This window comes from Thalassotalea ponticola, assembly GCF_041379045.1.
Classification (GTDB): Bacteria; Pseudomonadota; Gammaproteobacteria; order Enterobacterales; family Alteromonadaceae; genus Thalassotalea_A; species Thalassotalea_A ponticola.
Genome location: NZ_CP166871.1, coordinates 2,700,624 through 2,721,842, shown reverse-complemented (window position 1 = coordinate 2,721,842; position 21,219 = coordinate 2,700,624). Strand labels below are relative to the sequence as shown.

Below are 21,219 nucleotides of genomic sequence, written 5' to 3'. Positions count from 1 at the left end.
ATCAAGGCGCGCTCCAAAGCGTTATACGATAGTGCTGTCATTAATCAACACTGAGGCACTCATGAGAACAAATGCAGCACAACGTTCAATTTTCGTATTACTCTTGCTAACCGATGTCGTTTCAATAGAGGAGTTGTCGTCATTAGGTATTTCGGAGCAAATGATAAAACGATGGATGACAGCCCTTTTAAAGGACGCTGATAATGGCTTTCGCGGTAATCTAGAATAATCTCCAGAGAGAAAGTTTTACAAATTAAGTAAAAAGTTAACGTTTGGTCAAACAAAAGGATTTAGTAATACTTCAGCTTCACCACTTTGTAAATTATCCCGAGAGTAATAACCGCTGTCGGTAATAACCATAAAAGCTCGATACTCATACTTAAATTACCTCGTTAATGTATATGTGTTAATTATATTAGCGTGAAAGAGCGAGTAAGTTAATTTTTTAGTCACCCAATATCTCATGGCTGCAACGAAACAAGCGGTAGCATTTAGCTATGTTCTAATACAGTTTTCGTGAGCAACAGGGAACACAGTCTCAGTGAGACAACATCAGATCAAAACTTTATCTCGTTGATGCTCTTTCGTTGAGTCATTTGAAGCGACACACCTAGCCAGTAAATCGAGCGAGTTAACTCAGTTTATATATTCTCATTACCAGCTTTACAAACGGCTCGCTAGCAATCGAGGCAAGCTTTACTGGTAATGTGTGTTAATTAAATCTGACCCGTTGTATCTGAGTAACTATGTAGGACGAGAAGTGGCGTATCAATTCATGGTTATCAGTTCGTATTATCGCTAAGCTTTTGCTCTTTAAGCTTGGTTGTTATCAACAGTTCAAACTCTGTTACTGAACATACCCCAAGTGACTCAGCGGATAGTGCTAAAGAGGTATTGTCATGCTGTGCTTTTTGAACGATTTTCGCCGCCATGTCATAGCCTAACTGTTCGGTAAGTAAGGTAATAACAGATAAGTTTTTCTGCATATTATGCTGTACTTGTTCGCTGTTGAGTTCCAATCCCATAACTGCATTGTGTGCAAACGATAATATGGCATCGGTTAGCAATGAGATACTTTCCATCACATTATGAATAATTACCGGCCGACAGGCGTTAAGTTGTAACTGACCGTTGGCGCCCGCTAGAGACGTTGTAAGGTCATTACCGAAGACTTGAAAACACACCATGCTCAGAGCTTCGCACTGAGTTGGATTTACTTTCCCTGGCATTATTGAGCTGCCAGGTTCGTTGGCGGGTAGCTTCCACTCATTTAAACCACACCGAGGCCCACTACCCAGCAGGCGAAAATCATTAGCTATTTTCAACAAGGCTGAAGCTAATTGCTTTAACGCACCGCTGTAGCGGATCATGGCATCTTCGCCACTCACCGCAGCATAAAGATTTTCATCTTGTTTAAAAGGGAGCTGTAAACGTTCTGCAAGCTTGTGGGTGACCATCTTGCCAAATGCCTTTGGTGCATTAGCACCAGAGCCAACAGCAGTACCACCAATGGCCAGCCGATAGACATATTGCAAGCTATCCGTTATTGCTACTTCTGACAATTCAAGTTGACTGTCAAAGGCTGATAATAGGGCACCTGCATCGATGGGTATAGCATCCATTAAGTGAGTTCGCGCGACAGAATATTCACGGGTAAATTCGCGCTGTTTCAATCGCAGTTGCCGTTGCAATACGTTAATTGCGGGGAGTAACTTTCTTTCTGTCCATTGACTAACAACAATGTGCATGGCTGTTGGAAAAACATCGTTAGACGACTGTGAACGGTTGATGTGGTCATTCGGATGTAACAGCTCCACATTGCAATGAGCGTTATCGGTGTCTCCGCTTTGAGACAACTGATTTGCTATTGTGGCAAGTACTTCGTTGACGTTCATGTTCGTTTGCGTACCAGAGCCAGTTTGCCAGACTCGTAAGGGAAACTGTTCGTTAAAGCTTCCGGCTAATACCTCGTCACACGCTTTAACTATCGCTTGCATTTGCGATACTGATAAAACATTTAGCTCGTAGTTTACGGCAGCGCAAGCACGTTTTATTTCAACCAATGCATAGATGAAATCGGATGAAAACTTGTGCTCACCAATATCAAAATACTTTAATGATAGTGTTGTTTGTTTACCCCAAAGTATCGGCGATGGTAACTCGTCCATGGACTATCTCGGTTATTAGGTGATTGTCACCTCATTATAGCCAACGCACTATCAGTCAATGTTGTTACCAGTATAACTTTGCTTAACAGGGGAGGTGATATTACCAACAGGTCAATATTGTACCGTATCGTATAATGCTACCAACCATCTGTGCGTTTCACCGTGTAGTCACGCAAGGGACAGGAAAAGCCAATAAAAAACTAACGTCACTTAACGTCGACTATTTTGAATACTTTAAAATTAGACGGAATTCGAGCCTTTTTTAAGCTTTGTAGACTTATTAAGTGCGCTAGATTGCTCTTACATCAAAAAGAGCAGAGAACTTACTCATGAAAGAAATTAGCCAATTCCATAAAGACGTTATCGCAACATTATTTATTTCAGGCATCTTTAAGTACGATGACCTAGAGCACCTAGATATAAGTAAACGAAAGGCTCAAGCTTGGACTAAAAAGCTACTGGATAAAGCCGTAACGCTGAAAGATGTCGTTGAAAAGAATCGTACCGCCGATACCGAATTAACGATTGTTTATTTGCTAATACTGAGCTTAAAAGACTATGACCAAACGAGACTCTAGGAGATGTTATGGTCAGTTGAAAATGATATTTTATAATATAAAACATGCTTTTACTGTTATCGTTTAAAACATTTTGTTGTTAATATGACAGGCTAATTATTTAAAAATCAGAGCAAGGAAGAAGTACCTATGATTCTTGGAGAAGTGGACTTTCCATCTCAATTAGTTGATGCGGCAATTGAAGGTAAACTGGTTATTTTTGCTGGTGCAGGTGTTTCGATGGGGGCTCCTGCTAATTTACCTAGTTTTGAGCAACTGGCCGGAGATATTGCAAATGGATTTGGTAAGGAACCAAAAAAACCGCTAGATCAGTTTCTTGGTAGCTTATCTCCAGAAGAACTTGTTATTCAAAAAGCAGCAATAAGTTCCTTGGAAGAAATTAATAGTAAACCTAAATATTTACACCAACATTTGTTAAACCTTTTCCCTTCAAGTGAAAAAGTGAGAATTGTTACGACGAATTTCGACCCTCTTTTCACTGATGCAGCAGACTTACTGTGGTCAACTAAGCCCGAAATATTTACTGCACCAGCGCTACCAATTGGCGATGATTTTGAAGGTATTGTTCATATTCATGGTGCAAACACTCACCCTAAAAGTATCATCATTACTGATCGTGGTTTTGGTAAAGCTTATTTGGCAGATGGTTGGGCAAGTCGATTTTTGGTTAAGATGTTTGAAGCCTATACTGTGCTCTTTGTCGGCTATAGCCATGATGATGTGGTAATGAGCTATTTAGCCCGAGCATTACCTGATAAGGCACAAGGAAAGCGGTTTGCCTTAGAGGGTAAATCTCAAGAAAGAAATCAATCAAAATGGCGCAGTCTGGGTATAACGCCTGTATATTTTCCACAGCAGGATGTTGGCGACTATACAAAGTTAGATTTGTGCACCCTTAAATTAGCAGAATTCTTATCTCGTCAGCCTAGTGATTGGCAGACCCATATAGGCTTTATTGCTGAACAAGATGGGCCGCTTGATATTGTTGCAGAGCATACTATTCAACATGCTTTAAAGGATATTTCAAAAGTTAGATACTTTACGTCAAAAGCGTCATCTGAAAAATGGGCTTTTTGGTTGTATGAACAAAAAGTCTTGGAACCTTTGTTTCGCAGAGAGAATGTTGATGAAATTTCACTCTGTTTTGAAAGTTGGCTTCTTAATACGTTTGTTTGCAGTAAACCGGAAGTTTTATTTGAGTTGATTGCAAAGGAGCGTCATCAGATCAGCAGCAGGCTTTGGTTTAACCTAGTGCGAACAATCCATACAAGTGAAAATGTTTCACAACTTAAGCAATGGATTGATTTGCTACTTCACCTTTGCCCTCATCATCCTAACATACATGGCCTACAATTTTTAGCAACTGAAGCCTCAAAGTCAGGTATGAGGTATCACGTACTTAGACTGTTTTTTAAATTAGCTAAACGTTATGTTCGTATAAATCAAGGAATAGACTACTCAAGCGCCAACAAAGATCCTATATGGAAAGTTGAGCTTGATATACATTCACCGCATTGGAATTTAAACGAAGTCTGGCAAAAGTTACTTAAACCAGAAATACAATTTATTTGCAAAGATCTACTCAATAAAGGCTGCTTATGGTTTAAGGATACTTTAGAAAGTCGAAGTGTCTGGATGAAAAGAATTTCCGCGACGAGAATTGATAGTTGGTCACGCTCTGCCATTGAAGAGCATGAGCAGGATAGTGATAGAAGAGCTATTGATGTAGTTATTCATGCAATGAGAGACTGTATCGAGGCATGTATTGATACTGATCCAGCTTGGGCTACACGTTGGTGTATTGAGCACCTTGAGTCAGATAATGTTTTAGTATCTCGCATAGCTGTTCATGGCCTGAGGAAAAATAAATACTTAAGTGCGGCAACCAAGTTAAATTGGGGACAGCAATGTGGAATTGATAAATCAGATTTGAGGCATGAAATATTTGAATTGATACGTGAACTCTACCCGAACCTAGGAGGGGCAGACCGACATCAACTAATTCATACAATTTTAAAATCTAATAGCTCTAAAGAAGACTTAAATGCCGAACAACAAGCGTTTGAAAGTTGGCAATGGCTGTATGTTTTACATCAAGCTGACGAAAACTGCGAGTTGCTGAAAATCCAAATGAACGCTTTAAAAAGGAAATATCCTGATCTGACAGCACGAGAATATCCAGACCTTAATATGTGGCATTCGAGCATTTTGGCCTCTAATGATTTAAATAGCCCTTGGAGTGTTACCGAACTCTTAGGCAAGCAAACTAACGATTGGTTTGAAGAAATAAAAAAATTTAAGCCTCAGCAATCTGCTCACTTCGATCGTTGGCACCTCATTCAAGTAGTGCAACAAGCTGCCATTGAGCAACCTACATGGGCTTTGAAATTTTGCCTCTATCTAGAAAACATTAAAGATTGGGAAAATGATCTTTGGCCCAGCTTAATCGCATCATTTAACAAATGGCCAAGTGATGATAGTTCCATTCACCAAGTCATATCCATACTTTCATTGCCAGGGCTTTATCAGCATCATCCTCGGGCAGTTGTAAAAGCTCTAGAGGGGCATCTGAAATGCGATGCATTCGACTCGTTAAGTGAAGTACATCATAAAGCTAACGGAGTAGTGCTGAATATATGGAAGAGCTGTAGTTTATCGCAAGCGCCTCTATCAGGAGATACTATAGACTGGATTACCCAATCTATTAATACACTAGAAGGTGAAATTGCAAGTTATTGGATCTCAGCATTAGATATTATAGTGAAGTTAGGTCAAGAAAGTCAGTATACTGAGTATCTTGATCAGATCAGCGCGTTGGTTAATACCGAAAATCCAAAAACAATCTATACGATTCCACTTGTGAGTAGGCAAATCAATTTTCTATATCACGTAAATGCTCAGTGGACTATTGAGCGTTTATTACCTTTGCTCAATCCTAGTGTTGATCAAGCAAAGCAAGCTTGGGATGGGCTATTTACTAGCGGTGGCATTCAAGCAGCTTCATTCGCGAGTGTAAAACCTTATTTTGAGAAAATGCGAGAGCGACTTTTTGAAATATTACCTGGGAAAGAAGATATTTTTATTGATCACTATGTTGCAGTCGCATTCTGGCATATTGAAGATCCACATATTGAGTGGTTACCCCAAATATTGAATAACTTATCAGCCGGACATAGAAGCATAGTAGCCAGAAAATTATATAGTCACCTTTCTGGTAAACCTGCTGAAGCTCGAGTAGCGGTTTGGAGAAACTGGTTGAAAGATTATTGGTTGAATCGTATTAATGGAAGGCCACTTCCTCTTGATGCACAAGAGGCAGGAGCTATGTTAGGACTGCTGGGAAGTATTCCAGAGCTTTTTGATGAGTTAGTTGAGGTTGCTATTCAAATGCCTGCTCCTGATCTACGTCACTCTCATCTGGTTTATAGTCTCAATAATAAAGATTGGGCTGTGCATCACTCGAACTCTCTGGCTAAATTGATCACATACCTCTTGAAAGCCAAAGAGGTATATTCTGAATTTTTCGGCCTTGATGGTCTTCTATTGAAGATAAATACAAGTGAGGTTAGTGAGGATATCCTAGAACAGCTTAACCAGGCACTAATAAGCACTGGTCAGGATAAACTTTGCTTTAGCAAAAGCACCACTCTAGCTGGCAAAACTTTAAGTGACTAAGTGATTTTTCAGTAATTCTTAGTTTCTCACTCTATTGAAGAGGGTTAGCGTGTGAGGGGGCATTTTTAATACCAGCGCATCTTCTAAGTAGTTCCCATGAGCTTTAGCTTTCGAGATCAGCAAAGCTGGGCTAAAATTTGTTTAACTCACTGGCCTATTTCGTGGTCTTGGTACGACAGACCATAGAACACTAACTCTGTTTTTGGCTGTTCAAGCTATTGTAACAGTAATGTATAAAACAGAGTTAATGTTTAACTTTTCTCCTATGCGTATTAGAAACCTTGGTTAGTTAATATTTTTGAAGCAAGTTTATCAGCGAGCTTTATTGCGTCAGTTTTTGTCAGTGTGTTGCCTTCCATGGCATCGTCGACCAACATTCTTATGCCCTCTGAATACGCGGCGATATGATCATTTAAGTTAATAACGCCGGCGTTTAAAAGCCCTTTTTTTAGACAATTCTTAACTGCGTTAACAGTAAAATCGATACTTGCTATGTTATTCATTCGTTCTCCTTAAGTGATTAATAACATTCTTATCTTCACGCAAATCCTTCTTCTGTCTAGAAAGTCGAGTTAAGTAGTAGCATTGTTTCGTATGCAGACGAGGAGGATATTTACCTACTCCAAAAGGTGTGGCTTTCAGGTCAGTTCTTGAGTGTCCGTTCGTGCGATTCAAAAATCTTCGTATATCTATTTTTAGCGGTACGCACAATATAACCAAACATGAACTCCATTTAGACGATGAACTGTCGGAGGATCTCGTTGGCGATAACGGCTTACATTTTTACCTCTGATTAATTTGAACTTGTTAGTTATAGTGTTGCTGGTATATTATTGCTGTATATGTATACAGTATTTAATTAAATGAAAGTTTGTCCTTACTATATTCAAGCTGGGATAACTGGCTTTGAGAGTCCTGCTACGGAGTATAAAGAGATAGGGCTATCGTTAGATAGTTTGCTTATCATGCATCCTAACGCCACCTTTATTGGCATAGCACAAGGTCGTTCGATGGAGCAGGTCGGCATTTTTGACGGTGACTTGCTGATTGTTGATCGTTCTGTTGACGTTCATACTGGGGATGTGATTGTTGCTGCCTTTAACGGTGAATTCGTATGCAAAATTATTCATAAGGAAAAAGCGCAATTACTGTCAGCCTCAGCTCATTATGCACCGGTAACCGTTACCTCAGAAGATAGCTTTTCAATTGAAGGTGTTGTCGTTTCGTCGATACGATTACACCGGCAACCAAGGGAGCTAAAGGCGTGATAGGTCTTATCGATGCAACTGGCTTTTACAGTGCTTGTGAAAAGGTTTTTGATCCTAAGATACGCAATAAGCCGGTGGTTTGTGTGAGCAACAACGACGGCTGTATCGTGGCAATGTGCCCGATAGCACGAGCGTTAGGTGTCCCTAAATTTGAACCTTTATTTAAACTTCGTAAGTTTTTAGATCAAGCTGGCGTTGTCATCCGTTCGAGTAATTATGAGCTGTATGCTGACTTATCAGAACGCATGATGACCGTAATAGGGCGCTTTGCGCAACGACAACACATTTACAGTATCGATGAAAGCTTTATTACCCTACCTGACGATGCCGACCATCAAAGTGTTGCTTTGGAAATTCGCAAAGCTGTTTGGCGTGAAGTGAAGCTACCTGTTGGTGTCGGCATAGCCAATACGGCTACGCTTGCCAAAGCAGCCAATCACGCTTCTAAGCGAATGGATGGTTACCGAGGTGTTTGTGTGATTGATGATGAGCAGCATCGTATTCAAGTTTTATCGAAAATGGAACTTTCTGATGTTTGGGGCGTTGGTCGCAGATTATCGAGAAAACTAAAATTATTAAATCTGACTAGTGCATTGGATTTATCACAACAGTCACCTAAAGATATCCGTAAACAATTCTCTGTAGTGCTTGAACGCACTGTCAATGAACTGAACGGTTTAAAAGCTTTAGATTGGGAAGATGTTAAGGCACCCAAGCAACAAATCTTTAGTACTCGTTCGTTTGGTGAGCCTATTCGAGATATCGATCAATTAGCGAGTGCCTTTGCAACACATGGTGCAACTGTCGCCTATAAAGCTAGGCAGCAAGGCTCATACGTTAAACGATTAATAATGTTTGCCGCGTCCTCTCCGTTTAAGGAAAGTCATTATGCGAAAACGTTATCTATCGACTTAGTAAATCCTTCAAATGATACGCTGGTGATTAATAATGCGATTCGTCGGGGGCTGGCTAGCGTTTTTATGGAGGGTGTTGACTTTATTCGTTGCGGCGTGGGGGCTGTTGAGTTGCAAACGGGTTTTATCCAAACAGATCTGTTAAGTACAAATCATGACAACCCGACATTGATGGCCTGCATTGATGCCATTAATCAGCGCTACGGCGCCGGCGCATTGCACACCGCTTCAACGAAACAAACAAAGTTGCACATGCGGCGAGAGTATTTATCACCGCATTACACAACGCGTTGGCATGATATACCGCGAATAAAGTGCTAAAGCTAATGGATGTTGCTCCTATCCATGAGGGTTTAGGCATGTATTTACTTTGACTTTGGTTTATTAATCGGTAAATTAATGTAAGGATAAAGTGGCCGTCGGCGGCCGCTGAGAGCGATTAGGCGACAGTCGCTACCCTCTTCAAGACCTAGATTTTACACAGCTAATGTAGGTGCTTTCTATTTATTAAGCTGTTAGCGGTAAATTATGAAATACCAATTATCTGAAGAATACTTAAAAAAACGAAAGAGAGGTATGGTTACAGCGGTAGTTATGTTTACTACTGTAGCTTTAGTTCTTGCATTAATTGGTGTTTCAACGAAAAATTACGGAATGTTTATTGGTTTAATATTCTTGGGTATGGCTTGGCAAGCATATAAAGGAATGCAGAGCTGGGTAGAAACTTCCAGAATGATACGATTTGGTTTTGATGGTTCAAACTTGGTGATTTCAGGTCCTGAATTCGAAAGTAAATTCTTACTAACATCCGTAAAAAAGGTAGTTATTCAAACCAGAAAAAAACAGCCTATATCGATATTGCTTTTTCCATCATCAGGTTCCTTAGAAAAGATTGAAGGTATTAATAACATGGAGGCTTTCACCGAAAACATTAAAGGCATAGTAGGTGATAATAAGGTTAAATATGCAAGTTTCTTTCACCGCTAACAAAGTAATCTGCGTGTTTACTACTGGTGGCTATTGGCACTGTTGAACCGTTCAATGAATTAACGTAATGTAATCAAAAGCCCACGGGCTGAAAAGAGCGAACAACGGTCGTTCTAGTAATACCGATAATTATCATTAAATAAAACGTGGAATAATTCCGTATTTCATGGATATTTCCACTTATTACAACTGTTAGGAGTACTGAAATGGAGTTCATATTTGGGCACTGGTTTGCCCTAATAATAGTAACCACTATTTTGGTTATTATATGGAAATCAGGACTCCAGAATTCAGAAGGTGAAAATAAAGCTATAAGCATTTTATTGACTGCTTTAGTTTTTATTCCGCCTTGGTTCCTAACCCCTGAAAAAACTCTGCTTTCTGTAATCTATGCTGTTTTTCTTGGTTGCATATGTTTATTAGCGTATTTCAAAACCAATATGTGTATTTTTTTTAAAGGCTTGGCAGGTGTTAGTAAAACGCTTTTTTACCCTCCAAGTAAGAAGTGGTTGCTGGCTTTGGGCTGTTTATTGGTTTCTGTGCCACCAATACAATATTTTATGGGGTTGTTGTAAAGTACTCCTAACAAGCGCATTAAGCACGGGACACGTAAAGCTTGCTCGGTTCCGCTTCGCTGCACATTTTAGCAAGCATTACTTAGCCCCTTATGCGGGCTACATGGACTCCCCTTTGTCAAGCAATAGCTATCCTGGATAACAAGAAGATCTGACAGCAGCTCTACATTCGGCGTTTATTAGCATACTGCCGTAACAGCTTGTGCTATCGCCCTGATGATTTGCGCTTGAGCATGGCCTCATTCGTTAAACAGAGTTTTTATCTCTTCCCGAATAAACAGGCTTTTATGCTCTCGGTCTGACCGTGTTATCGTCAATTGCTAGTGCTAAGACTCGGTGGGGTTAACCGTTCTTTACTTCAAACTTGTCTATTTCACATAATCAATCTGGTATTCTTTTTCACTGCGTAGTAGTGCCCAAATGAGGCGTGCATTTTTAGCCGCTAATGCAACTGTCGCTCGTTTGAAGCCGCGTCTTTCTATGAGGTCTTTAACCCATAGACTGGTGCGGTCTGTTTTGTTTTTGCAGTTAGCAATAACGGCTCGGGCACCATGAATTAATGAGGTTCGAATATGTTTTTCACCTCGCTTGCTGATTCGCCCCAGCCTTGCTACGCCGCCTGTGGTGTATTGCTTAGGCACTAAGCCTATCCATGCACTAAAGGCACGACTCGTATCGAAGTCTTTTGCATCATTGACTGTGGCAACGACTGCAGTTGCCGTAATTTCACCGACGCCTGGTATGGTCATTAACCGTTTTGCAGCGTTCATTTGATTAGCTAATTGATATAGCTTTCTATCATGCTTGAGTATTTCTTGATTTAACATTTTAATGTTTTGCCAAAGGTCGTGTAGTAATTCCCTAGCGAGTACTGGTAAGCCATTTTCAGCATCCTCCAAAATACTGGAAATGGCATTTTGTGCTGGATATCGCCCCTTAGGCATAACAATACCAAACTCTGCTAATAATCCACGTAGACGATTGATTAATGCCGTTCTGTCTTTGATAGCTCCTTGTCGAATACGATGCAAGCAAAGGACGGCTTGTTGCTCTTCACTTTTGATGGTTACAAATCGTGTTTTAGGACGGCTAACGGCTTCACAGATAGCTTCCGCATCATTGGCGTCGTTCTTTTCGTTTTGACGATAAGGAATAACAAACTTCGATGCCATGATACGAACATCATGACCAAACTTCGAAAATTCTCTTGCCCAATAGTGAGAGCCAGAACACGCTTCCATACCAATAATGCACGGTGGAAGTTTTGCGATTTCCTCTAACAGTTTGTTTCTTTTGATAGTTTTACGTAATTTACACTTGTCATGCTCATCAACACCGTGGATACTAAAAACAGATTTGGCTAAATCAATGCCAACAACTTTAATTAAGGACATATGGACTCTCCTCTTTAATTGAATGTTTGCACAATCAATATGGCACATTGATGCCGTTATGTAGGGGAGTCCATATCATTCGTTAAATGTACAAGAAGCTCCGATATGAACATGATAAAACGGGCAATATATTTATTTTTATTTATTTCACTTTCCGCACAAGCAGATACAACTGAATATATGTGCGGCGTACAAACAAAGGACGGGAAATTTACCGAACTAGAAGGTTTCAGTGTTATTGATCAAGCCCGCAAGGGAGCAATTGAGCTTCCATCAGGCGTCAAAGACAGCACATCTGCGGTTATGTGCTGGAGGTCCTCACTGATACCACTAAAGGGGGACCATAAAGTTATTTTGTTGGGGTATCCTTTTTATATCATTGAAAGATCAGATGATCCTAAAGATTCAAGAATGATCGCACTAGAATATAGCGATGATTCTTATCAGGTTCGCGAAGTAAAAGGATCTCTCAACGAACACGAGCTTAGTGTAATTACTGCCCAAAAACTGAGAGTGGTTCGAAATTGAGCACATTTAACAAAGCAAACCAGCAAGGGCCGCTGCACGGCCGGGACCTCCACTCCGGCGCTTCGCGCCTGCGTTGCGGCCCCTGTTTGCGGCGCTAGGTATACGCGTTAATGTTTCGAGTAAGTGTCAATATTTTATGATATCCAATATCTTTTTGGTTTTAATACCATTAATCGCATATTGGGCTACTGATATTGTTTGGGTGTTATTGCTTTGGATTCTAACATTACCAGTAGTTATATTTGGTAAGCTGAAAGAGCATCATGAAAATCAGATGTTTGTCGAACCTCGAAAGGTTAGGTTTTATCAAAGAGCATATTGGGCTTCGTATTTAACTTTGGCTTTTTCTGCTGCTTTAATAGAATTCATTGCAATAGCATTAGAGGCATTGTATACCTAACAAGCTAATAAATGGCACATTTGCGCCTGTCGGTTAAATAGCGTAAGTTATTGATTAATGGTCAGTAGCGAATGGCTGTTGCGAGCGATAAGCTGAAGTTGGTTACGAGCCGTAAATTAAACATTAAAAGGATATTCTGTTAATGCTCCAGCCAAAATGGATAAAAAGATTTATTGCGATATTAGTATTATCTTTTGCTGGCTTTTTCCTTTTTCTGCACGCCGCAATGAGTGCCGACACAGCTATAGAAATTGAGTGGTATTATCAACTGGAAATGGTTGTTGCTCGACTGATTTGGTGGCCAGCGACAATATATCTGGCTATTAGAAAGTATATCGATTCAACTTTTAACATATTAGGTTTTGAACTGTGGCCAATTCAGCTTTTAGGCTATTTTTTACTGTTCAAAGTCTTCGATAAATATAAAGCTCAATAATTCTGGTTTGAGCGATAAACGGACGTGTAAAGATAGGTCGAGGGATCTAATGCGGATACTAATCATATTATTGTTTTCGAGTTTATGCATTTCTTGCGCTGTAAATTCCCAAAGCTTATCTAACCATTATTCGAATTATGTTGGCGGCGAATTTGAGTTGACTGAAGATATGGCTTTATATGAACAGTCCGAGGGTAACTTTGGCTTTTATAATGTTTCATTGGTAAGGCAAAGCGATTGCTGTCACCAGGGTAGGTTAATAGCAAATTTACCTGAAGGAACAAAAATTACTGTTGATGATGTTTTGCGTTATACGTTTTTTACAAACGACTGTAACGAGGCCATTGGCAAGATTAACGTTGACGACAAACTTATAAAGTTTGAGTTTTTTATCAATTGTAATTACCAAGGATTAAAAATATCTAAGTCACTTCCTTGGGGAAAATCAAAAGCCTAATAATGGGCTGCTTTGAGCGATCTAGAGACCTTCATTTTCGGTGAACTGGAAAGATGTAACAAGGAAGTTTTATGAAAAAAGCTAGCCTAAATATCTTCATACTCTGTTTGTTCAGCGTAGTAGGCTGTGGTGATCGAACTACCGATGTGAGTGCATGTTCAGGTTCAGTTAAGCAGGGTCATATATTCGTTTCAATCTCGGCTGATAACAAAGTATCAATTGGGAAATCTAAATTTTCTAAAGAGCTACTTTATCAGAAACAAAAACTGCTTATGCATACTTGTGAATCAGTAGCGGTCATGATTCAAGCTGATAAAGAGGCGACACATAAAGTGGTATTTGAAACTATTAAAGAAATCGAATCCCTAAATATCAACGTGGTTCAATAGCTATAGTGTTCTGTTGCTTGTGACAAGTTTGCGTCGGTCGGTGCAATCCGGTAATTTTAGGTTAACGATCAGGGACTGGAATGAGCGATTTACAGACATTTAAATTTATTACTTTGACAGGAATTATTATGAAATGGACTTTACTTATCGTTTCCATACTTATATCTCAATCGTCTTTTGCTGATAACTGTTTTCAGTTTGATAAACAAGATTATTGCGAAGCGTGGAAAAAGGTAGAAGCGGGGGTTTCAACGGTCGAACTCGTGCAAAAGGATGAGTCGGTTTCTGCTTGGTCTAAGATGATTACGGTAAGAAAATACGATAATAAAAAAGCTCTAAAAGAAGTCTTACCAAGTTACTTCAAAAGTGTTAAACCTTTATTCGCAATGAAGCCTGACATATTAGCCCCTGACGATGTGGCAACATTGGAAGAGGTCTATTTAAGAATGCTATTACTTGCTCCAGATAAATCGCACTATGAATACGTAGTGAATAGATTCTATAGGGATGATGAAAACTCCGTTAAGTCAATATTCTATTCTCATCGAATTCCTTTTTCAGAAGAAGTTGATTTCACAGAGGTCATGGAGAAAAGAGATAATTGGTTAGAGCAATTACGAGTTAGCTCTATAGACACTTATATCACTAAATAGCTTTGTTTATATTCTATTTAAAAAGAATTTGCTTATTGCCCGCTAGTGGCACGTTTGCGTCGGTCGCAGTTGTAGCGTAAGTTATTGATTAATAGATCCAGTGGCGAACGGCTGCTGCGAGCGATCTACAGTCATTCAAATAAACTGATGTATTCATACAAGGAAGTAATGTTGTGTTCAAAAAGTTTTTAAGTGGGCTTGTATTTGGGAGTGGATTTTCTATCGCTTTTTTGCTGATTGCTTATATCGGCATACAGGTTCTTATTCCTTTGGTAATCAATAGCCAAAATAAATCTCCAGAATTTCAGGATTCAAAATCTGCCGAAGTCATCGAGCAAGAAAGCTCATCGAATCCTCAAGTTTCACTTGATAGAGGCTTTCAGCTATATAAAAACTCGCGTGCAAAAATGGAAGTTCCTGTAGGGGGCGGAATCTTATCTATTGCATCAGTAGAGACACCCTCAGGTAATAAATACCCCAGTACCTATCAGCTTTGGATAACTGAGTCAGAATATTGGCAAGTTAAAACAACAGAACAAGATGTGGAAATCGAACAGCTTGAATATCCCGAAGCGATGCCAATAGATGCGATTGATGAGACAATGCGTAAGCAGGCTGGCCATGTAATGAGCACTATGACTGTCCATTCTGAAACAGTGACTTCTTTGAAAATGGGTAAAGGTACTTGGCATGATAAGGATATGAATGGGAGAATGAAAATTACTCAGGAAGGTGTTGTTTTTATCCAGCCTAACGCTTTATTCTAGGAACGAAAAGAGCGAAAAGCAGAAATAGATTATTACCTATAAAATGGAGTTGTAAATGGGCGAAGCTTACCTTGAAATAGCAGAAATTATTATCGGATGTTTATTTGTTGTGATGATTATTACTGGTATTTTATCTCTTGCTAATCGCAAAAAAATCGCAGATAAAATGAGGGATGACAATGAAAAAGCTTACCCTGAATATTTTTCGAAAAGAGGGATTTTGAATAACGATATCAATACTTCAATAAAGAAAGCGAAATTCTACATTTCGAAATCGAGATGGGAAAACGTTCAAAACAACGACACTCTACAATTATTAAGTTTTAACAGAAAAGTAGAGTTAACTTATTTCTTCTCCTTTATTTCAATATTTATAATTTATTTATCCTGCATCGCAGTAATGGTTCAAATAAAATACGGTACTTAATTTCCGCTTATGGCACATTTGCGCCTGTCGGCTAAATAGCGTAAGTTATTGATTAATGGTCAGTAGCTAACGGCTGCTGTGAGCGAGCTAGAGACATAGAGCAAGGAATCATGCAACCAACTCATAGCCATCCATTATCAATACCGTTATTGGTTTTAGCAGTAGTACCAGCTATCGCGATAATAGCTTGGCCAGTTTCCTTGTTTATGTCAGTTTTTATTTTTGACGCACCTGGTTCAGACAAAAATATAGCGAACTGGGTTATTGTCTTTATCATGCTTACATACCCTGTCCCAAGTTATGTTGGCTTCAAAATGGCGAAGCATGGTCATGAGATAGCAGACTTAAAAGTGTGCTTTACAGGCTGTTTATTGGCTTACAGTCTTGTTCCTATCTTTTATTTGGCGTCGCTGTTCAGCCCTTTCTTCAGTTAATTGCGAATAGTTTTTTTACAACAATATACTATTGCTTTAGCCCTCAAAATTTATCGTATATTAGCAATTGCTAACGGTCAGCTAATGGCACAAAACGGCCTCTCAGAGGCACTTCGAAACGGCTGGAGGTTGCGTCCTCCGCCGAAATGACGGTGCTTATTTTCTTACTTCAGCTAATGGCAAAAAAAGGCCATTTCATATGAGTTTGGGACAAGGTTGTTGTCGCCTAGTGGGATTTATTCTTCTCAAGATATTATGTCGGTCGCTTAGCTGTTTTTAATACTAGTTCCTTCGCAACACTGTACACGGTTGTTCTGCTGCAATTCAGTTGCTTAGCTATGCTGTGCTTGGAGAGGCCAGATTTTAGTAGCTTTTCAATGCGCGCTCTAAGCTCCGTATTTTTATATCTACCAAGGTGCTTACCTTCAGCTCTCGCTTTATCTTGGCCTTCTTGCCGGCGTTGGTTTATGCGCTTTCGTTCAAGCTCAGCAAATGTCGACATGACGGTGAATATAACATGGCCAAGATCGCTGTTGATATCGATATCACCTAGATCTAGTAGCTTGAGACCTATGGCTGCTTTCTTTAATTGTTGGGCAATGTTGAGGGCATCAATGGTATTTCTTGCCAGACGGTCGGTTTTGGTGACTATTATGGTATCGCCTTCTCGGGCAAAGCTCATGAGCTCGTTCAGCTTAGGTCTATTTAGTGACTTTCCAGACACTTTTTCCGCGAAGACTTTATCGCATCCTAAGCGCATAAGTTGATCGATCTGAAGTTGTAGATCTTGATCGTTGCTGCTGACGCGGGCGTAACCAATTTTCATCGTAGGTATCCTTTACTGTTCATTAAGTATTGAGGCTAAACGTGTACAGTACACGAAAGCCGAATCAATACTTTTTGAACAACGTTACCGCAGATTTGAAAGCTGTCCAGAAAGGTACACCTTTTTGGACAATAGCTGGAGAGGGGAATAGGAGACGTGATCTGATTGAGTGCGAGATTTTAACGCGCTTTTCCGTTTATATGTTAATGCAGAATTCCTAAAAAGGTGTCTTTGATCGACAGTATAAGTTAGAAAAACTAACCCCTGAGACTGAATTTGAATGAAAAAATGTTGAAAGATACAAAACGCGAGATATAAAAAAGCCCCTTACTGGAGCCTCAAACAAAAGAATCGCTACTTCTTACCTATCAACTTGCGAATTACTAAACAGGGCACGTATGTCAAACACAAAAATTGGGCTGTCAAAATAGGGTACTTTGGCGGGCTATCTTTATGACGCCTTTCATACTCTCCATATCCATAGAGAGTGGCCACCCAAAAATACAGAGCAATGATTAGGTAGTTTTCATCTCCTGAGATGACTTTCATATGATACGAAACAAAACTAACCACAATACAAAGCACCACTGGTAAGGTAGTTGTTTTATATGAATTATCATAGCGCGTCATTGACTTGTACTCCTTGTTTTGACACACCTAATTGTAACCAGTAACAAACAAACTATGCAAGCACAGCTAATAAAATCAAAAGGGTTAACCAAACACGATAAAGCGTATTGTTATTACCTTTTTCCTACAAACGTGAGTTTATTTTTGGCTTTAAACAAGCCAAGTACTCTTCAATAAATGCCTTTAAGCGACAACATAACTAGAAAATCCCAAGAGAAGTCTTATAGCTTTTTTAACTGTTATGATTTTCATCACAGTCAGTTATCAAACGCAAGTTGGAACCATCGTTAGAAGACAAACTTGTGATCCTGACGAACGCGGACTATTGATCCAGAATAATGGCTTATTAAAAATAAGGAGTCGTTATGAAATTATTTATTGGATTGACTACAACAATTTTGGCATTAAGTTTATTTGGGTCTATCGGCTGGTTGATATTATTACCACTCGCTGTCGTTATGTTTTTTTTAGTTGGTTCACTTTCGGACCGCTCAAGTAGTTACTCAGCAACAACAGGGCCAAGTGCCAATATCAAATCTTCTACTGATTATGGAACGTCATTTTTCAATAGTGATGACCTAAATATGACAAATAGCTTAAATGATATTTCAAGTAATAACATGGTAGGTACACATAATGATTACCAAGACTCAATGCAAATTAATCCTGCTAATGGTCTACCAATGATAGGTGGAATTGGTGGTGTAGACGTAGAAGGAAACCCTTATGGCACGGATCGACACTCAGATGACTTGAGTTCACATTGCTCCTCATTGGATCTGCTTAATGACTTTTCGTGCTCTTCAAGCAGCTCTAATGCCTTTGATTCTTTTGGAACAACCGACTCATTCAGCGACTCGTTCAATGATTCATTCTCATCTGGCGGTATCAATGACGATTGGTAAATCTTAGAGTAAAGACGGGACAATCTATTGATAAGTATGGCTATACTATCGAGCTGTGATTAGAAAAATTAGGTTCATATGTAGTCAGCTTTTGAGCTACCAACTTCAGAAGCTTTTTATACTAAGATAAGATTATCTGTATAGCGAAGCTGGTAGTTCATAGAGTTATTGGCGTTCTAGTGTTTTGAAATGATTAAAATCTAACAATAAAAATATGAGAATTACTATCCCTAGGCTTGGCGAAGCCAGTTCCGAAGATGACCTTCTAAATTCGGCAGTTGCTCAGGCCCCATGAAGGTGATATCCAACTCTTTCGCTCGTAAATCTTCAGCAAACCGAATCTTTTTTAAACTCACAAAAAGGGCTCTACTATGACTACCACCAAGAAGATCAGAAATCGAATCAAGTTTATATATCACCTCGTTTCCTTCACCACCTAAGAATTTCTTCGTTTTACATTCAATTATGTGGAGCTTGTTGTTTTTTAGGCATACAACATCAAGTTCATTTTGAACTTTATTTGCTCCAACTTTTCTAATTACCTCCATACCTTGAGCACAATCTTGAAGTCTTGGTAGTTCTTTTTTTAGCTTAACGATAGTTCCAAAAACATATTCTTCTAACCAGCCACCGTTAGCAAAAAATCTAGTTTCCTCACTAGAGAATATTAAACTCTTCCCAGAACGCTCGACAAAGCCAATGTATTCTAGATCATCAAGTAAATCTTGTAATGATGAGTTGCACATCATTGAGTTATTCATAGGCTCTGACTTTAGTTCACCGTTATCTGCTGAAGATGCTAAATAATTTAGCATTCCCAGAGCCGCAGAGTAGCGTACTGCACTACTAGTCCATTTTTTTCCTAGTTCCCTTATTTTAGGAAGAACTCCTCTAATATTGGAAACCATCCCAACATGGATGTCATGCACTTTGAAATAATCTATAAGCTTGATTTTATCAGCAAGCTCACTATTTGGTTTTTCCTCAGGATATAACCAATAAAGAGCGTCTAAATCAGACTCTATAATGTAAGACTCGATTTCCAAAGTCCTAGCAATGTCATAAGTAATCAAGGCTAAACGACGACTTCCACAAGTTGCATTAAATACAACCTGTTCATCTTCATTTTTATTTAACTCTCCAGAAAAAATCTCGGTAATTTCATCTATCATACCACCAGTGCTCAATCTTTCTGGAAGTACGTGGTAACTAACTTGTATTCCGCGTGGCTCTAATAAAGCCTTTAGGTTTTCTATATGTCTTTTTTGATCAGTGGTTATTAAAAACACTGTTCGGGTTGAAGGAATAGCTGGGTCGAGTAGTGGTGTTAAAGCATTCGTGTGTTGTTCGTCTAACAAACTAATATGGCAGGTTTTCATTACAACTTTAATTATCTGTTATTTTTTCGCTAAAGATATCAAAGGTGCCCCCAAAATGCTAAACCTATACCTTCAATGGTATTTATTTTTTTTATTTATGTAAATTACTTGTCAATAATTTGGGAATCAAATAAGATGCGTCGACGTTAAGTAAAATGTCAGTACGATAAATAACCACAATAATAAAGATTTAAGTTGTATTTTTATGCCTACATCTCAAAAGGATTTGGGAGTCACACGCCATACTTTATTGGCGCTTGTTGGCGGTTCACCACAGATTGTTAGCGAATCTATTTACGCTTTATTCAAGCACCGAAATATAGTTATAAACGATATCAAAATCGTTACAACATCATCCTGCAAAGAGAAGATATCCAAAGCGCTCTTAGAACCTAAAGATAATGGCTTCACTATACTTGAAAAATTAACTCAAGATTATGATTTACCTCCAATTCAGTTTGAAGAAAATGATATTTGGGTGCCTAAAAGTAGTTGTGGTAATACAATATCAGACGTAACCACAGCGAAAGAGATGAATGCTATAGCTCAATGCTTGCTCGATAACATAAAGCGTCTGACAAGCTGTGAAAGCCAGGTTTTACATGCTTCTCTTGCTGGAGGCCGGAAGACTATGACATTTTACTTAAGCTATGCCATGAGTATATTTGCAAGACCTCAAGATACGTTAAGCCATGTATTCGTTTCTCCTGATTTTGAACATTGCGACTTTTTTTATCCAACACCATATAAAAATAAAATAAACACGGTACATGGTGTGCTCAATTCACAGGTTGCACATGTCACTTTATCAAACATTCCTTACGTACAGCTAAGGCCAAGTTTACCAAAGCGATTTCTAACACACCCTATATCCATAAAAGACACTGAATTGGTATTCGAGATCATAAACCGTCCATTATCCCTTGATATTAGTGTAACAAGTTGCGAACTCATCTGCTCAGGTGTAAAAGTCAAATTAACCAAAGCTAACATGGCTTTTTATTTAATAATGGTCGATGACTTATTAAATGGTCATGAAGGTTTTGATTGTCCTTCGACATCAGATAAAACTCTTGCCATTTTGTATATAGAGAAGCGACTGAAAATAGAAGGCAAAGAATACAAATTGGAAAACCTTAAAAATGCTATTTACGTGATAGAAAATAAGCACCTTATTTTAAAAGACAGTGAGGTTGAAGGCTTAAGGCATGGCTTGAAGAAATCTTTTTTTACAGACAGAAAAAATCAAATAAGCCAAGCTCTTCGAAATGAACTTCCAGAGAATATAGCTGAACATTACGATATCGATTCACTCAGCAAATCATATAAAAAATCTGACGGAAAAAATAAGAATTTCAACTATTTTGGGATAAACATCGACCAGTCAATTGTTCGATTTATCGGCTAATCCTACGAATCAAATTATCAA

The 21,219-nt window shown here is 39.0% G+C and carries 22 protein-coding genes; 17 read left to right on the top strand and 5 right to left on the bottom strand.

Going from position 1 to position 21,219, the window contains the following annotated elements:
* The first annotated feature begins 61 nt into the window (after positions 1-61).
* Positions 62-229, top strand: coding sequence for a hypothetical protein (locus ACAY30_RS11845; RefSeq protein ID WP_290251033.1), 168 nt, complete (start codon positions 62-64; stop codon positions 227-229).
* Between the two features lie 553 nt (positions 230-782).
* Here ACAY30_RS11845 and ACAY30_RS11840 read toward each other — a convergent pair.
* Entirely contained in the window at positions 783-2,168 is a 1,386-nt protein-coding gene (locus tag ACAY30_RS11840; protein ID WP_371189923.1) for a lyase family protein, read from the bottom strand.
* 329 nt (positions 2,169-2,497) lie between these two features.
* On the opposite strand from ACAY30_RS11840, the gene ACAY30_RS11835 reads away from it, so the two are divergent.
* Both ACAY30_RS11835 and ACAY30_RS11830 read left to right on the top strand, forming a co-directional pair.
* Complete coding sequence (locus ACAY30_RS11835) at positions 2,498-2,746, top strand: hypothetical protein (RefSeq protein WP_290251626.1); 249 nt, start codon at positions 2,498-2,500, stop codon at positions 2,744-2,746.
* A gap of 129 nt (positions 2,747-2,875) precedes the next feature.
* Positions 2,876-6,421, top strand: a complete 3,546-nt coding sequence (locus ACAY30_RS11830; protein ID WP_290251625.1) for a DUF4020 domain-containing protein — start codon at positions 2,876-2,878, stop codon at positions 6,419-6,421.
* A 272-nt stretch (positions 6,422-6,693) separates the two neighbouring features.
* On the opposite strand, the gene ACAY30_RS11825 is transcribed toward ACAY30_RS11830, so the two are convergent.
* Positions 6,694-6,924: a hypothetical protein gene (locus tag ACAY30_RS11825; protein WP_290251624.1), complete on the bottom strand. Its 231-nt coding sequence runs from the start codon at positions 6,922-6,924 to the stop codon at positions 6,694-6,696.
* A 360-nt stretch (positions 6,925-7,284) separates the two neighbouring features.
* Here ACAY30_RS11825 and ACAY30_RS11820 point away from each other — a divergent pair, with 360 nt between their 5' ends.
* The 4 genes from ACAY30_RS11820 (at position 7,285) to ACAY30_RS11805 (ending at position 10,165) form a co-directional block, all read left to right on the top strand.
* Complete coding sequence (locus tag ACAY30_RS11820; protein ID WP_290251623.1) at positions 7,285-7,689, top strand: LexA family transcriptional regulator; 405 nt, start codon at positions 7,285-7,287, stop codon at positions 7,687-7,689.
* Entirely contained in the window at positions 7,686-8,924 is a 1,239-nt protein-coding gene (locus ACAY30_RS11815; RefSeq protein ID WP_290251622.1) for a Y-family DNA polymerase, read from the top strand. Before ACAY30_RS11820 ends, ACAY30_RS11815 begins: the two co-directional genes overlap by 4 nt.
* Positions 8,925-9,131: 207 nt before the next feature.
* Positions 9,132-9,590, top strand: coding sequence for a hypothetical protein (locus ACAY30_RS11810; RefSeq protein ID WP_290251621.1), 459 nt, complete (start codon positions 9,132-9,134; stop codon positions 9,588-9,590).
* A gap of 206 nt (positions 9,591-9,796) precedes the next feature.
* Positions 9,797-10,165, top strand: a complete 369-nt coding sequence (locus ACAY30_RS11805; RefSeq protein ID WP_371189922.1) for a hypothetical protein — start codon at positions 9,797-9,799, stop codon at positions 10,163-10,165.
* A 368-nt stretch (positions 10,166-10,533) separates the two neighbouring features.
* Here ACAY30_RS11805 and ACAY30_RS11800 read toward each other — a convergent pair whose 3' ends face one another.
* A complete protein-coding gene (locus ACAY30_RS11800; protein ID WP_371189921.1) occupies positions 10,534-11,559 on the bottom strand; it encodes an IS110 family transposase in 1,026 nt (341 codons plus the stop codon).
* A gap of 105 nt (positions 11,560-11,664) precedes the next feature.
* Between ACAY30_RS11800 and ACAY30_RS11795 the strand changes: the two genes are divergently transcribed.
* The 8 genes from ACAY30_RS11795 (at position 11,665) to ACAY30_RS11760 (ending at position 16,050) form a co-directional block, all read left to right on the top strand.
* Positions 11,665-12,087, top strand: coding sequence for a hypothetical protein (locus ACAY30_RS11795; RefSeq protein WP_290252172.1), 423 nt, complete (start codon positions 11,665-11,667; stop codon positions 12,085-12,087).
* 542 nt (positions 12,088-12,629) lie between these two features.
* Positions 12,630-12,923 carry a hypothetical protein gene (locus tag ACAY30_RS11790; RefSeq protein WP_290252680.1) on the top strand — a complete coding sequence of 98 codons (294 nt, stop codon included), beginning with the start codon at positions 12,630-12,632 and terminating at the stop codon, positions 12,921-12,923.
* A gap of 157 nt (positions 12,924-13,080) precedes the next feature.
* Positions 13,081-13,380, top strand: coding sequence for a hypothetical protein (locus ACAY30_RS11785; protein WP_371189822.1), 300 nt, complete (start codon positions 13,081-13,083; stop codon positions 13,378-13,380).
* Positions 13,381-13,451: 71 nt separating this feature from the next.
* Positions 13,452-13,769, top strand: coding sequence for a hypothetical protein (locus ACAY30_RS11780; RefSeq protein ID WP_290251605.1), 318 nt, complete (start codon positions 13,452-13,454; stop codon positions 13,767-13,769).
* Positions 13,770-13,849: 80 nt separating this feature from the next.
* The gene (locus ACAY30_RS11775; RefSeq protein ID WP_290251606.1) at positions 13,850-14,422 is read left to right on the top strand and encodes a hypothetical protein; all 573 of its coding nucleotides are present in this window, start codon (positions 13,850-13,852) and stop codon (positions 14,420-14,422) included.
* A 173-nt stretch (positions 14,423-14,595) separates the two neighbouring features.
* The gene (locus ACAY30_RS11770) at positions 14,596-15,189 is read left to right on the top strand and encodes a hypothetical protein (RefSeq protein ID WP_290251607.1); all 594 of its coding nucleotides are present in this window, start codon (positions 14,596-14,598) and stop codon (positions 15,187-15,189) included.
* Positions 15,190-15,244: 55 nt separating this feature from the next.
* On the top strand, positions 15,245-15,616 hold the full coding sequence (locus ACAY30_RS11765) for a hypothetical protein (protein WP_290251608.1): 372 nt from the start codon (positions 15,245-15,247) through the stop codon (positions 15,614-15,616).
* A 110-nt stretch (positions 15,617-15,726) separates the two neighbouring features.
* The gene (locus ACAY30_RS11760) at positions 15,727-16,050 is read left to right on the top strand and encodes a hypothetical protein (RefSeq protein ID WP_290251609.1); all 324 of its coding nucleotides are present in this window, start codon (positions 15,727-15,729) and stop codon (positions 16,048-16,050) included.
* Between the two features lie 253 nt (positions 16,051-16,303).
* Here the strand turns inward: ACAY30_RS11760 and ACAY30_RS11755 are convergent, their stop codons facing one another.
* A complete protein-coding gene (locus tag ACAY30_RS11755; protein ID WP_290251610.1) occupies positions 16,304-16,876 on the bottom strand; it encodes a recombinase family protein in 573 nt (190 codons plus the stop codon).
* A gap of 995 nt (positions 16,877-17,871) precedes the next feature.
* Here ACAY30_RS11755 and ACAY30_RS11750 point away from each other — a divergent pair.
* A complete protein-coding gene (locus ACAY30_RS11750; protein ID WP_290251611.1) occupies positions 17,872-18,411 on the top strand; it encodes a hypothetical protein in 540 nt (179 codons plus the stop codon).
* Positions 18,412-18,641: 230 nt separating this feature from the next.
* On the opposite strand, the gene ACAY30_RS11745 is transcribed toward ACAY30_RS11750, so the two are convergent.
* Positions 18,642-19,790: a Card1-like endonuclease domain-containing protein gene (locus tag ACAY30_RS11745; protein WP_290251612.1), complete on the bottom strand. Its 1,149-nt coding sequence runs from the start codon at positions 19,788-19,790 to the stop codon at positions 18,642-18,644.
* 205 nt (positions 19,791-19,995) lie between these two features.
* On the opposite strand from ACAY30_RS11745, the gene csm6 reads away from it, so the two are divergent.
* Positions 19,996-21,198, top strand: coding sequence for a CRISPR-associated ring nuclease Csm6 (gene csm6 / locus ACAY30_RS11740; RefSeq protein ID WP_290251613.1), 1,203 nt, complete (start codon positions 19,996-19,998; stop codon positions 21,196-21,198).
* Positions 21,199-21,219: the final 21 nt, after the last annotated feature.